Source organism: Arthrobacter antioxidans (assembly GCF_023100725.1).
GTDB lineage: Bacteria > Actinomycetota > Actinomycetes > Actinomycetales > Micrococcaceae > Arthrobacter_D > Arthrobacter_D antioxidans.
This window is the reverse complement of sequence record NZ_CP095501.1, coordinates 2,361,050-2,374,225: the sequence shown is the minus strand read 5'-3', so window position 1 is coordinate 2,374,225 and position 13,176 is coordinate 2,361,050. Positions and strand designations below refer to the sequence as shown.

Genomic DNA, 13,176 nt, shown 5'->3' with positions numbered 1-13,176 from the left:
ACTGGGGATCGTGGGAATCGCGTTCACGGCCATCGACTTCGAGACGGCGAATGGCTTCCGCGGCTCCCCGTGCGCCGTCGGCCTGACCAAGGTCAGGGACGGCCGGGTCGTCGAGGAGGCCTCCTGGCTGATGCGGCCGCCCGTCGGCCACGACCACTTCGACTCCCGGAACATCGCGATCCACGGCATCACCTCGGCGATGGTCGAGGACGCCCCGCGGTTCGGCGACCTGTTCCCCGAGATCGGCGGCTTCATCGGCTCCGACGTCCTGGTGGCGCACAACGCGGCGTTCGACCTCGGCGTCATCCGGTCGGCGCTCGAGGTCTCCGCGCTGTCGGGTCCCGCGTGGGACTACGCCTGCACCGTGGTGCTCGCGCGGAAGAGCTACTCGCTGCCCTCCTACTCCCTGCCGTTCGTCGCGGAGGCGGCCGGGGTGCCCCTGCTCAACCACCACGACGCCGTGGAGGACGCCCGGGCCTGCGCCGGCATCATGATCGACATCGCCCGCCGGTACGGTGTACCGACCGTCGAGGGCGTGCTCGAATGCCACAACCTGCCGCTCTCGCGCGCCGAACCCTACGCGCCCGGCGTCGACGAGCTGTCGAAGGCCACGCGCACGGCCCTCGAGCGCGGCACCTCGCCCGCCGGCTGGTCCGGCTGGCCGGAGGAGGGGGAGAACCCCCACGCGAACGCCCAGGCCGATCCGCGGCACCCGCTGTACGGGCAGACGGTGGTCTTCACCGGCAATCTCGGCATCCCACGCCCCCAGGCGAAGGAGCGAGCGGCACGCCTCGGAGCGCAACCGGCGAGCTCCGTCACCCGGCGCACCACGGTCCTCGTGGTCGGCGACGGCTTCGTGGCCTCGGACCTCCGCAACGGCCGCGTCACCGGCAAGGCCCGGCGGGTGCTCGAACTGCACGAGCGGGGCCAGGAGGTCGAGGTGCTGTCCGAGGCCGAGTTCCTCCAGATGACCGGCGGACGGTGGCCGGCAGACGGCCAGTGACCGCGCGGGCGGATCCCCGCCCGTCGATCAGGGGCGGTCCGTCGTTCAGAGGCGGAGGTCGACGCCGGTCAGTCGTGCCGAGAGGTCGATGAGCCGGGACGCGGCGTTGCGCTCCCGGGCATGCCGCTTCGCCGGGACGACGACAGGCTGCCCCGTGAGCTGGAACCAGCCGTCCGGGCCGCAGTAGGCGCCGTTCGGAATCGCACGGTCGAGCGTGGCGCGCACGAGCGGCCAGGCGCCGTGGTCCTTCCCCTGCGCCACCGGTTCCATGAGACGCTGCCTCCACCGGGGCGCCGCCACGAACGGGCGGGCGGCGACTCCCGGTCGGTCCGGCGTGAACATGCCCAGGGCCAGTCCCGGATGGGCGACGACGCTGGTCGCCGGGCTGCCGGTGGCATCGAGGCGCCGGGCGAGCTCGAAGCCGAAGGCCATGACCGCGAGCTTCGACGTCGCATACGCGCGGGCGCTGCTGTACGAGGCCGGCTGCAGGAACGACGGCGTGAGGCGCGCCCAGCGGTGGCTGATGCTGCCGAGGTGCACGATCCTCGTGCCCGCGGCGGACAGCGACGGCAGGAGCCGGGCGATCAGCGCGTAGTGCCCCAGGTGGTTGGTGCCGAACTGGAGTTCGAAGCCGTCCGCCGTCGTCCGCCGTCGCCGGGACCCCACCACCCCGGCGTTCGCGAGCAGGCCGCTCAGCGGCGCTCCGGCGGCGATCGTCGTGGCGGCCGCGCGGACGGACGCGAGATCCGCCAGGTCGAGGGGCTGGAAGGAGACCTCGGCGCCGGGGTGCCGGCCGCGGATGGCGTCCATGGCCCGCGCGGCCCTGTCGGCGCTCCGCGACGCCATCACCACGTGGGCGCCGGCCGCGGCCAGCTGCTCGCACGCGAAGTAGCCGAGTCCGGCGTTGCCGCCCGTGACGAGGATGCGCGCGCCGGCGAGCGGCGGGAGATCGACGGGGTTCCACATGGGACCAAGCCTAGGGCGCCGCGCCCTCACCGGCCGGACGGATCCGGTGGGCCGGGAAGGGGTGCGGATCAGGAGCCGGTGGTCGCCCTCAGGAGGGTCCTGGCCATGGACCGGACGACGTCGGCGGTCCCGGGGGCGTCCAGGTACGCGGCCGGCAGCGCCCCCGTACCGTGCAGCGCTCCGAGGATGCCGCCCGCGAGCGAGGCCGCGACCACGGGTGAGGCGTCGGGCCGGCCGGCGGCCGCCGCGTGCGCCAGCGCGGCAGCGAACTGTTCGCGCGGCGAGCCCGCGGCCGCGCCCTCGCGAGCCGCCTGGAGGGCCGCGTCCAGGGTTGCGGCGGCCGTCGCCGTTCCCACCCCCGTGCGATCGGCGGACGGGCGGTGCGCCGTGACGCCCCCCAGGGCACCCGCGGCGGCGGCACGGGCCGGGTCGCTCCCGGCGTCCTCCGCCAGGTGCCGCTCCTCGCCGCGCTCGGCGACGACGGCCTCCTCGAGGGTGAGGCCGTCGATGGCGAGCGACCGGATGATCCCGCTGTACAGCGCCGCGGTGGCCCGGGCGGCGGCGGATCCGTGCGTGAGGGCCGCGGCCTCGACGGTCAGTCGCTCCACCAGGCTGGCCGGGATGCGGGGGACCAGGCCGAAGGGCGCCGAACGCATCAGCGCACCCGCCCCCTCCGCGTCCGGGTTCAGGGGCCGTGCGCGCGTCCCCATCTCGCCGGTGAGGAGGGCCCGGACGGTGTCGGCGTCCGGTTCGTGCACCGGGAGGAGGTCCTCCTGCCGGTCGAGCCACCGGGCGGGCGGTGCCGGCGCCCTGGGCGGGAGGTGCTCCCCCTGGCGGGTGAGCCACCGCAGGTAGGCGAGCCACAGGCAGGCGGTCTCGTCGGCCGCCACGCCGTCGTTCGCCCACTCCAGGGCGTCCGTCAGGCCGTCCACGGTGTACAGGGTCAGGTGGGTGGCGTCCGAGACCGCCAGGTCCGAGGGATCAGCCAGGGCCGGCAGCGGATCGTCCCCCGCGGCGTACAGGAGGCCGTACGCGTCGCCCGCCATCGTGCCGAGGAGGCATCCCAGGACCCGATCCTCGTAGGCGGCGGGGTCCTCCTGCGGTGCATGCTGCACGGCGCGCGCGTCGCTCGTGCCGGGATCCGTGTGGCTGCCGGTGTCGGCGGTGTTGTTCGTCATCACCGGTCCAGTCTAGGAGGCGGGCCCCCGCCGCGTCCGGAGGGCTCCCAGCCGCCGTGCAGGCTAGGATGGAAGGCTTGCCGGCGGCCCGGCGCAGTCCCGTGCGTCCCGCCGAAGCAACAGTGTCCCCAACGAAGGATTGTGCAGCCATGACGCATCAGACGACGGCGACCGGAGCGGCGGACGACACCGCTTCCGCCGCGACCGCCTCCCCGCACACCGAGCGGAGCCCCGGGCTGGTCGCGCGGTCGATCGTCGAGGGAGTCGGCGCATTCCTCATCGTCCTCGCCGGGCTCGGAGCCACCATGCTGGCCACGGAGACCGCCCTCCAGCCCCCGCTCGTCTTCGGGTTCGCGGTCCTCGCCGCCATGATCGCCTTCGGCTTCGCCTCGGGCGGCCACTTCAACCCGGCCATCACCATCGGGTCCGCCGTCGCCGGCCGGACCGCATGGACGTCGGTGGCCCCGTACGTGGCGGCCCAGGTGCTGGGAGCCGTCGCCGCGGCAGGGCTGCTCTGGCTGGTCCTCAGCGCCAACGCCCAGCTCTCCGGGATCCGCGAGTTCTTCGGCTCCGCGTCCAACGGCTTCGACGAGCACTCGCCGGCACGGTTCCCGCTGGCCAGCGCGTTCCTGCTGGAGACCGTGGCCACGGCGCTCCTCGTCGCCGTCTTCCTCGGCGCAGGTTCTGCACGGGCGCGGCGCGACCTGGCGCCCTTCGCGGTGGGCCTCACCTACGCCGGGCTGCTCTCCTTCCTCCTGCCCGTCACCAACGGCGCCCTCAACCCGGTGCGTGCCACCGCATCCGCCCTCTTCGCGGAGTCCTGGGCCCTCCAGCAGCTGTGGCTGTTCTGGGCCGCGCCGATCGTCGGGGCCCTGATCGCGGGCCTCGTCTACCGCAGTGTCGATGCCTGGCACCCGGCCGGCCGGCTCCCGGACCGTACGGACGGTGCGCCCTCCGACGCAGGGGATCCTGCGCCGGCGGCGGTCGACGAGCCGCATGGCACGCGCGACGCCGGAGCTGTCCCCGCGCACGGGGACGCCGCGTCCTTCTTCGAGGCATCCGCCACCGAGGCATCCGACACCGGGGCCGCGCGCGACGACGGGCCCGGCACCTCCGGGACCAGGTCCTGACCCCGGTCACCGCCCCGCCGCGCGCTGATCCATGGAATGTCGGCGTACGGCGGTAGCGTGAAAATCATGAAGATCCTCCACACGTCGGACTGGCACCTGGGCCGGTCCTTCCACGGCACCGGGACCCTCGACGCCCAGCGAATCTTCGTGGACAACCTGGAGAAGACGGTCCGCGAGGAAGGCGTCGACGTCGTTCTGGTCGCCGGGGACGTGTACGACCGGGCCCTGCCCGCGGTGGACGTCGTCGCATTGTTCGACGAGGCGCTGGACCGGCTGACGGTCGCCGGCGCCCAGGTGGTCATCAGCAGCGGCAACCACGACTCCGCGACCAGGCTCGGGTTCGGCGGACGTATCCTCGCCCGCGGCGGGGTCCACCTGCGCACGCGCACCGAGGACATCGCGGTCCCCGTCATCATCCCCCTGGACGGGCATGCGGAGCTCGCGATCTACGGTGTGCCCTACCTCGAGCCGCGGGTCGTCGCGGAGAGCCTGCAGGCGGAGGCCCCCACCCACACCGCGGTGACCGCGGCGGCGCTCGACCGCATCCGCGAGGACCTGGCCCCGCGCTCGGCCGTGCGGCGCACCGTCTCGATCGTCCTGGCCCACACCTTCGCCGCGGGAGGGGCAGGTTCCGACAGCGAGCGGGACCTCGCGATCGGCGGGCTCGGAGCCGTGCCGCTCTCCCTCTTCGACGGCTTCGACTACAGCGCCCTCGGACATCTCCATGGCCGGCAGAAGCTCTCGGAGACCGTGCGCTACTCGGGATCACCCCTTGCGTACTCCTTCTCGGAGGCCAACCAGGCCAAGGGTGCCTGGCTCCTCGACGTGACCCCGGACGGGATCGGCGGTATCCAGGCCGTGGAGTGGCCCGCACCCCGCGACCTCGCGGTCCTCAGCGGGCGGCTCGAGGACCTGCTGGTCCGGGACGACCTCGCCTGGGCCGAAGGGGCCTACTGCCAGATCACGCTCACGGACCCCGAACGGCCGGCGCGGGCCATGGAACGCCTGCGGGCCCGCTTCCCGGACACGCTCGTCCTCGCCTTCGCGCCGGAGGGCGGCGAGCAGGCCGACACCCGCACGTACAGCCAGCGCCTCGCCGAGGCCCGGGACGACGCCGAGATCTGCTGCGGCTTCCTCGAACACGTGCGCGGCCGCAAGGCCTCGTCCGAGGAACAGGCACTCGTCCGGTCGACCGTCGACGCCGCGCTGAGCCTCGCCCACGAACGGTAGAGCATCCCATGAGACTGCATCACCTCGAGATCCAGGCCTTCGGGCCGTTCGCCGACCGGCAGGGCGTCGACTTCGACGCCCTCTCGGCCCAGGGCCTGTTCCTTCTCAACGGACCCACCGGCGCCGGGAAGTCGAGCGTGCTCGACGCGGTGTGCTTCGCGCTGTACGGCTCCGTCCCGGGGGCGCGCCAGGCGGCGAAGAGGCTCCGGAGCGACCACGCGGCCGAGTCCCTCGCCCCGGAGGTCTCCCTCGAGTTCTCCGTCGCGGATCGCCGCTTCAGGGTGGTCAGGTCGCCGGCGTGGGACAGGCCGTCGCGACGGGGGAGCGGCACGACCACCGAACAGGCGCGCACCCTGCTCAGCGAGCGGATCGACGGTGACTGGGTGCAGAAGTCCGCGCGGAACGACGAAGCCGGGCTCGAGCTGCAGTCCCTGCTCGGGATGGACAAGGAGCAGTTCACGAAGGTGGTGATGCTGCCGCAGGGCGAGTTCGCCGCCTTCCTGAGGGCGGACGCCAAACCGCGCCGGGAACTGTTGCAGCGGCTCTTCTCGACGTCACGCTTCGAGGACCTCGAACGGCTGTTCGCCGAGGAGAACCTGCGGACCGCGCGCGGCCTGGCGGAGCAGGAGGGTCGGCAGCGGCATCTGTTCCTGCGCGCCATCGACGAGGCCGGACGCCACGATCTCGCACCGGCGGACGTCGGCGCCGATCCGGACGCCCCGGACGCCTGGGCCGCGACGCTGCAGGCGCTGTCCCTGGCGCTCTCCGGACGCCGCGACGCGGCCGTCCTCAAATCCACGGACCTCGCCGGGCAGAGTACGCAGGCCGACGGTGCGCTCGCCACGCTCAGGCAGCGGCGGCTCCGCTTCGACGCGCTGGCGCAGCTCCGGGCGCAACGCGAGGAACACCAGGGCCGGGCGGAGGAGATCGCGGAACTGGTGGGACTGGGACGGCGCCACGACCAGGCCCGCGGGCTCGCCGCCCACCTGCGGCTCGACGACGAGGCGGCCTCCCTCGTGGAGCACGCCCGCGTCCGGCACACGGAAGCACTCGACCGCCTGCGGCGCAATGCCGCGGTCGGTGAGTACCTCGACGTCGCCCCCGGGGAGGAAGCGGACGGCGGCGTGCCACGCGACGCCCTGACGAGCGCCTGCGCGGCCTCTTCCTCGGTCCTCGCCGTCCTGCGGGCAGCCCTGCCGGACGAGCAGCGGCTGCTCGACGTCCGCGCCGGGCTGGAAGCCCTCGCGTCGACGATCCGCCGGCTCGATGACGGGCTGGACGGCGCCCGCGAGGGCATCGCGCGGCTGCAGCGGCAGCGCGCCGCCGACGCCGAGAGCCTCGTGCCCCTGCGGGAGGCCGCCGACGGGCTCGCCCACCTCCGCACGGACCTCGCCGCCGCGGTGGCCGCCGAGGAGACGGTCAGGCAGTACACCCTTGCGACGAAACGCCAGGTGGCAGCGGACGCCGGCTATGCCGTGGCCTCGGAGCGGTTCCTGACGCTCAAGGAGGAGTGGCTGGCCAAGCTGCAGCTCCGGCTCGAGCAGGCAGCGCAGGAACTCGCGGACCGGCTGCAGGACGGGCACGCCTGCCCCGTGTGCGGGAGCACGGAGCACCCGGCACCGGTCTCCTCGCCGGAGGGCGAGCGGATCAGCCTCGACGAGGAGCAGGCCGCACGCCGGCTCCAGGCCGAGGCGGAAGCGGCGCTGCAGACGGCCCGCGAGGTACGGGACCAGGGGCGGCTCGAGGTGGCTCGGCTGGCTGCCCGCGGCGGCGAGATGGCCCCGGAGGACGCCGCCGCGGCGACACGGACCGCGCGCTCGACCCTGCAGCGCGCCGAGGACGCCGACGCCGAGTGCGCCGCCGTCGAGGAGCGGATGCGGCGGGCGGTCGAGGAGGAGGACAGGACCGGTGCGCAGCGGGACGCGCTGCGGGAGGAGCGTGCCGCTGCCGAGAGCCGACGGTCGTCCCTGACGGACCAGGACGCCGAGCTCTCCCAGCGTCTCGCCGGGCTGCAGGCGGACGCGCCGTCGCTGGCCGCGAGGATCGACGCCGTCCAGGACGCCCACGACGACCTCGACCGCGTCCGGGAGACCCTCGACGCGCTGGCGCGGGCGACCGACACGCAGCAGGAGAACGCCCGGCGCCTCCAGGACGCACTTGAGGGGACGCCGTTCGATGCGGCGGCGGAGGCACGTGCCGCCCTCCTGCCGGAGGACCGTTCCGCGAGCCTCACGGCGACGGTGAAGGAGTACGAGCTGCGCGGCCACCGCCTCGACGCCGCCTGGGACGACGACGCCGTCCGGGAGACCCTCCGCGAGGAGCAGGAGGGAGTCCTCGCGCCGACCGACGACGACGAGCGCGTCGCCGGGGCCGCGGCCGACGACCTGAGGGGGAGGGCCCAGCGTGCGGGCATCGGCGCCGAGGTGCTCGGGCACTCGGTCGCGCAGCTGGACTCGTACGCCCGGCAGCTCGCCGACCTCGAGAAGGACATCGCCCCGCTGCGGCAGGAGGCCCAGCTGGCCGCGGCCGTGGCCGACACCGCGCGCGGCGGCGGGGAGAACCTCTACAAGATGTCCCTCGCCACCTACGTGCTCGCCTCACGTCTCGAACAGGTGGCCGCCGCGGCCACCGAGCGGCTGCTGCAGATGTCGGACGGCCGGTACCAGCTGGTCCACAGCGACGCCACAGCGGGCAACCGGCGGTCCGGGCTCGGCCTGAACGTGATCGACGGCTGGACGGGGAACAAGCGCGACACCTCGACGCTCTCGGGTGGGGAGTCGTTCATGGCGTCCCTCGCGCTCGCGCTCGGACTGGCCGACGTGGTGCAGCAGGAGGCCGGTGGGCTGGACATCGAGACCCTGTTCGTCGACGAGGGGTTCGGCTCCCTCGACGACCAGGCGCTCGAGCAGGTCATGGATGCGCTCGAGGGACTGCGCAGCGGCGGACGCGTGGTGGGACTGGTCAGTCACGTGCCGGAGCTGAAGCAACGGGTCAGCGCGCAGCTGCAGGTCGTGAAGGGCCGGCAGGGCTCGATCCTCCGCTATGTGGAGCAGCCCGCCAGCGTGTAAACTCGGGCCGTTACCGGGTCGGGCGCATCGGGAGGGGGGACGATGCGCATTCGATGCACCCGGAAAAGCGCATGTACACCACTCCTTCATCGGCCTCGCCGGACGCCACGTCCTCCCACGCCGCCCCCTCGACCCCGATCGTGCCCGGCCCCCAGCGGTCCCGCCTCGGCAAGTTCGGCGTCCTCCCGCACCTCGCGGGAACCTCCTTCCTCGTCCTCGGCCTCTTCGCCCGTCTTCCCCTGGCGATGCTCACCGTCGGAGCCCTGACGCTCGTCACGACGGCGAGCGGCTCCTACGCCGCCGGTGGCTTCTCGGCAGGCGCCGTCGGCCTCGGGTCGGCTCTCGGGGCGCCCCTGCTCGGTTTCCTCGCTGACAAACGCGGGCAGCGCATCGTCCTGCTCGTCTCCGCACTGCTCAACACCGCGGCGATCGCGGCCCTCCTGATCGTGACGCTGACCAGCGCCACCTTCAGCGGGGGAGCGCTGGCGCTCGTCCTCGCGACAGCCTTCGCCGTCGGCTTCACCTGCCCGCAGATCGGCCCGCTCGCCAGGGTCCGGTGGATGGCCATGACCCGACGGAGCCCCCGGTCCGCCCTGGACACCGCGCTCTCCTACGAGGGGACCGCGGATGAGCTGACCTTCGTCCTCGGGCCGGCCCTCGTCGGCCTGCTCGCGAGCCTGATCGCCCCCTGGCTCCCGCTCGCGCTGGCCGCGGCGCTCACCATCACCCTCGTCAGCGCCTTCGCCGTGCACCGGACCGTGGCGTACAGCGACCGGGGTTCGTCCGATGCCCGCACCCCTGCCGACGGGGACGCCGGCTCCGGGCCGGAGGAGGACCACCCGGCCGCGGCCACCCGGGCCGCCCTCGTCCTGCTGCCCGTGGCGGGCATGGTGGCGGTGGGCACGTTCTTCGGATCCACCCAGACCTTCCTGACCGCCTTCTCGGGCCAGTTCGGTGCCGCCGAGTCATCGGGCCTGCTCTACGCGGTCATGGGCCTGACCTCGGCGGTCGCGGCGCTGTCCGTCGCCTACTGGCCGCAGCGCTTCCGCCACACGCACCGGTGGATGGTCTCGGCCGCCGCCATGGCCGTGGCCGCCGCCGCCCTGGCCCTGCCCACGACGATCGCCGCCATGCTCGTGGCGCTGCTGTTCCTCGGTGTCTTCGTGGGGCCCACGATGGTCACGATCTTCTCCATCGGCTCCGCGGTCGCACCGGCCCACCGCCTCGGCACGGTCATGACGCTCCTCGCGAGCGGCATCGTCGCCGGCACGGCCGTCGGGTCCGGACTGGCAGGGACCCTCGCCGAGACCGGGGGAGCGGCCGCCGCCGTCGTCGTCCCGGCAGCCGCCGCGGCCGTCCTGCTCGTCCTCGGCGCGGTGTCCGCCGTCGCGCTGCGGCGCGTCAGCCGGGCCTGACGGGTCCCGGGCGGATTCGTCGGCAGGCTGACAGTGACTCCGCGGGACGCATAGGATCGAAGGACACCGAGATCCAGGAGGACGCATGAGTACCGAAGGCACCGGGCACGACGACGCCGCAGAATCACAGGGCGCCGGACCCGAAGGCACCATCCCGGCCAGTGGCGACGGCGTGGCAGCCGGCTCCACGGACGAGCCGAGCAGCTTCGAGCCCGAGGAAGACGCGGGCGAGGGGCACTAGCCCGCCGGATCCCACGAAGACCGTGCAGAACTGCGCGCCCGCCGGACGGACCGGTGGGGGCGCAGTTCTGTCCAGGGCACCACGTGCGCGCCGGCGGAGCGGCAGGCGACGCGTTCCCGGGGATCAGCTGATGCGGGGAGCGCGGGAGGGCGGGGCCGGGATGTGGACGTTGCCGGTGAGGACGCCGCCGGTGACGAGCTCGCCGTCGTCCAGCACGCCGGACGTCCCTGGCGAGGCGAGGCCGGTCCGCCGGGCGACGGCCCGGGCGTCGGCCTGGAGATCGTCCTGGCTGCGGAGCTGCAGGGCGACGTCGTGCGCGGCGGGTCGGAGGGAGGGATCCCTCGCGGTCATCCGCCGCAGGAGTCCGCTCCAGTCCGGCCCCAGGCAGTCGGGTACCTCCGGATCGCGCAGGAGCCGGGCCAGGGCGGCCTCGACCACCGGGCCGGGGAAGGACTTCTCGCCGGTCAGGCACTCGAGGAGCACGAGGCCCAGCGAGTAGATGTCGCTCCGCTCGTCGAGCGGGTCGCCCTTCGCCTGCTCGGGACTGAGATAGTTCGCCGTGCCGATCGTCGCGCCGACGGCGGTCGCCGAGGTGGCCTCCATCATGCGGGCGATGCCGAAGTCCGTCAGCTTCGGGTACAGCCGGGTCCCGTTGTCGCCGCTGTAGAACAGGAGGATGTTCGCGGGCTTCACATCCCGGTGGATGACGCCCTCGGAGTGGATGTACGCCAGCGCATCGGCCAGGTCCGCCCCGAGCTGCGCGACGTCGTCGGCCGGCAGGGCGCCGCGCTTGAGCAGGTGCCGGAGATCCTCCCCATCGACGAACTCCATGACGAGGAAGCCGGCGGTGCGGCCCTCCTGGTCCTCGTGCATCCCCGCGTCGTGGAGGGTCACGAGACCCGGGTGGTTCAGGGTGGAGAGCAGGACCTTCTCCGTGTGCTGGCGACGGTAGTCGTCGTCGTCGGAGGTGGTGGCGTTGAAGATCTTCACGGCGACGTCGCGCCCGAGGTTGCGGTCCACCGCGCGGTACACGGATGCCGTGCCGCCTACCCCCAGCAGGTCCGTGGTCTGATATCGGTCCGCGAGGAGGACGGGCATGCGTGTCCTCCCCCTACCGATGATGGGCGTCGACCGGCGACCTGTAAGGCTGCTGATCAGTGGCCAGTATAACGCTGTGAATCGGCGGACATACCCTTCCGGCGCACGCTTTATCGAACCTTGATCATCGGCCTGTCAGGCGAGGAAGGCGAGGGCCTCGTCCTTGAAGAGCCGGGCGGTGATGGCGTTGGAGTGGTCCCTGCCGGGCAGCGTCGCGATGCGGGCATCCGGGGCCCACTCCCGGAGGTCGGTGATGCCCTCGGCGTACCCGTCCTGGTCCCCGGCGACCAGGAGCAGGGGCATCTTCGGGACGGCGTGCCGCGGGTCGAACGGCTCCGTCTTGATCGCGGAGACCATCGCGAGCAGCGAGGGGAGGTCGTTGTGCGGTCCGGCCTGCGCCATGCGCAGCAGGTCCGCCGTCGTCGGGTCCTGTGAGGCGGGCCCGCCGGCGAGGAAGAGTTCCGCCCCCGCGAGGTCGAAGGTGGCGAGCGGATCGGCGGTGCCGGGACCGCCGAGCACCATCCTGCGGACCAGTTCGGGCTGGGTGGCGCCGAACTCCCAGGCCAGGCGCGACCCGAGGGAGTAGGCGACGACGTCGACACCGGACCCCGGCACGTCGCTGCGCAGGGGGAGGACCCGCTCGTCGAACAGGGCCTGGAGGATGTCCGCGCGCATGCGGCTCGGTGCGTAGGATCCCGCGTCCTCCGGCGCCGCGCTGTCGCCGTGCGCGGGGAGATCGACCATGATCACGCTCCGTCCGGCGTCGTTCAGGAAGCGGACCCAGCCCGTCTCCACCCAGTTCTGCCGGGAGGAGGAGCCGAAGCCGTGCAGCAGCAGGATCGGCGGCAGGTCGAGCGGCTCACCGGCATCGCTGCGGGTGATGGACAGACGGGGGTCGACGCCTTCGACGACGTGCACGGCATGGTGGTCCATGGGTCCCATCGTATGCGCGGCAGGACCGTGCTGGGCGGCGGACACCTCCGCGCGGACCTGAATGGGTCGGACGTCCCCTGCGAGAACCGCCCCCATGAGTTATAGTCATTGTGACCCTAACAAGTGGGGAGCCCAACGGACGGTCGGAGGACGGGGATGTACAGCTCGGCCAACGTCTCGGAACGGCAGTCCCAGGCACCCTCCCTCGCCATCTCGACCGTGATCTTCGCGCTCCGCACCGACCCCGCATCGGGCCGGTCGGAGATCTGGCTGCCGCTCGTCCGGCGCATCCGGCAGCCGCACCTCGGCAAGTGGGCGCTGCCCGGCGGCCCGCTGGGAGCCCGCGAGTCGCTGCAGGATGCCGCCTCGCGGAACCTGCGGGACACGACCGCCCTCGACCCCACCTACCTCGAACAGCTCTACGCCTTCGGCGGGCTGGACCGGTCCGCCACCCAGCGGCTGGTGTCCATCGTCTACTGGGCCCTCGTCCGCCCCGATCAGGCGGATCTGGCCCGCGACTCGGAGAACGTGCGCTGGTTCCGCGCCGCCGAGGCCGTGGGCCTCGCCTTCGACCACGACGAGATCGTCGCCTACGCCCTGGAGCGGTTGCGCGGCAAGGTCACGTACGGGTCCGTCGCCTATCACTTCCTGGGCGAGCGCTTCACCCTCGCGCAACTGCGGGGCGTCTACGAGGCCGTGCTCGGCAGGCAGCTCGATCCGGCCAACTTCCGGCGCCAGCTGCGATCGGCGCAGGACATCGCGGCGACGGACGAGGTCCTCCAGGGCGGTCGGAACCGGCCGCCGCGCCTCTACCGCTACACGGGACCGCGGTCCGGGACGGCGCCCTCCGGGGCCCCTCCGTCCGATGCCCCGCCCTCCGACGTCGAGGCCGGAACCTCGACGGCGTCCTAGCC

11 protein-coding genes are annotated in these 13,176 nt (G+C 73.3%); 7 read left to right on the top strand and 4 right to left on the bottom strand.

The window, feature by feature from the left end; translation table 11 throughout:
- The first annotated feature begins 10 nt into the window (after positions 1–10).
- A complete protein-coding gene (locus MWM45_RS10870; protein WP_247826458.1) occupies positions 11–1,003 on the top strand; it encodes an exonuclease domain-containing protein in 993 nt (330 codons plus the stop codon).
- A 45-nt stretch (positions 1,004–1,048) separates the two neighbouring features.
- Here MWM45_RS10870 and MWM45_RS10865 read toward each other — a convergent pair whose 3' ends face one another.
- Together MWM45_RS10865 and MWM45_RS10860 are read right to left on the bottom strand one after the other, a co-directional pair.
- Positions 1,049–1,969, bottom strand: coding sequence for an SDR family NAD(P)-dependent oxidoreductase (locus MWM45_RS10865; protein ID WP_247826457.1), 921 nt, complete (start codon positions 1,967–1,969; stop codon positions 1,049–1,051).
- 68 nt (positions 1,970–2,037) lie between these two features.
- Positions 2,038–3,147: an ADP-ribosylglycohydrolase family protein gene (locus tag MWM45_RS10860; protein WP_247829209.1), complete on the bottom strand. Its 1,110-nt coding sequence runs from the start codon at positions 3,145–3,147 to the stop codon at positions 2,038–2,040.
- Positions 3,148–3,296: 149 nt separating this feature from the next.
- Here MWM45_RS10860 and MWM45_RS10855 point away from each other — a divergent pair, with 149 nt between their 5' ends.
- The 5 genes from MWM45_RS10855 to MWM45_RS10835 all read left to right on the top strand — a co-directional run bounded on the left by MWM45_RS10855 (position 3,297) and on the right by MWM45_RS10835 (position 10,231).
- On the top strand, positions 3,297–4,277 hold the full coding sequence (locus MWM45_RS10855; protein WP_247826456.1) for an aquaporin: 981 nt from the start codon (positions 3,297–3,299) through the stop codon (positions 4,275–4,277).
- Positions 4,278–4,343: 66 nt separating this feature from the next.
- Positions 4,344–5,507 (top strand): exonuclease SbcCD subunit D, encoded by a 1,164-nt coding sequence (locus MWM45_RS10850; RefSeq protein ID WP_247826455.1) that lies wholly within the window; start codon positions 4,344–4,346, stop codon positions 5,505–5,507.
- Between the two features lie 8 nt (positions 5,508–5,515).
- Positions 5,516–8,575, top strand: a complete 3,060-nt coding sequence (locus MWM45_RS10845; RefSeq protein ID WP_247826454.1) for an AAA family ATPase — start codon at positions 5,516–5,518, stop codon at positions 8,573–8,575.
- 71 nt (positions 8,576–8,646) lie between these two features.
- Positions 8,647–9,990, top strand: a complete 1,344-nt coding sequence (locus MWM45_RS10840; RefSeq protein WP_247826453.1) for an MFS transporter — start codon at positions 8,647–8,649, stop codon at positions 9,988–9,990.
- Between the two features lie 85 nt (positions 9,991–10,075).
- Positions 10,076–10,231 carry a hypothetical protein gene (locus MWM45_RS10835; protein WP_247826452.1) on the top strand — a complete coding sequence of 52 codons (156 nt, stop codon included), beginning with the start codon at positions 10,076–10,078 and terminating at the stop codon, positions 10,229–10,231.
- Between the two features lie 123 nt (positions 10,232–10,354).
- Here the strand turns inward: MWM45_RS10835 and MWM45_RS10830 are convergent, their stop codons facing one another.
- Both MWM45_RS10830 and MWM45_RS10825 read right to left on the bottom strand, forming a co-directional pair.
- Positions 10,355–11,329, bottom strand: coding sequence for a serine/threonine-protein kinase (locus MWM45_RS10830; RefSeq protein WP_247826451.1), 975 nt, complete (start codon positions 11,327–11,329; stop codon positions 10,355–10,357).
- 135 nt (positions 11,330–11,464) lie between these two features.
- Complete coding sequence (locus tag MWM45_RS10825; protein ID WP_247826450.1) at positions 11,465–12,262, bottom strand: alpha/beta fold hydrolase; 798 nt, start codon at positions 12,260–12,262, stop codon at positions 11,465–11,467.
- A gap of 156 nt (positions 12,263–12,418) precedes the next feature.
- Here MWM45_RS10825 and MWM45_RS10820 point away from each other — a divergent pair, with 156 nt between their 5' ends.
- Entirely contained in the window at positions 12,419–13,174 is a 756-nt protein-coding gene (locus MWM45_RS10820; RefSeq protein ID WP_247826449.1) for an NUDIX hydrolase, read from the top strand.
- Positions 13,175–13,176: the final 2 nt, after the last annotated feature.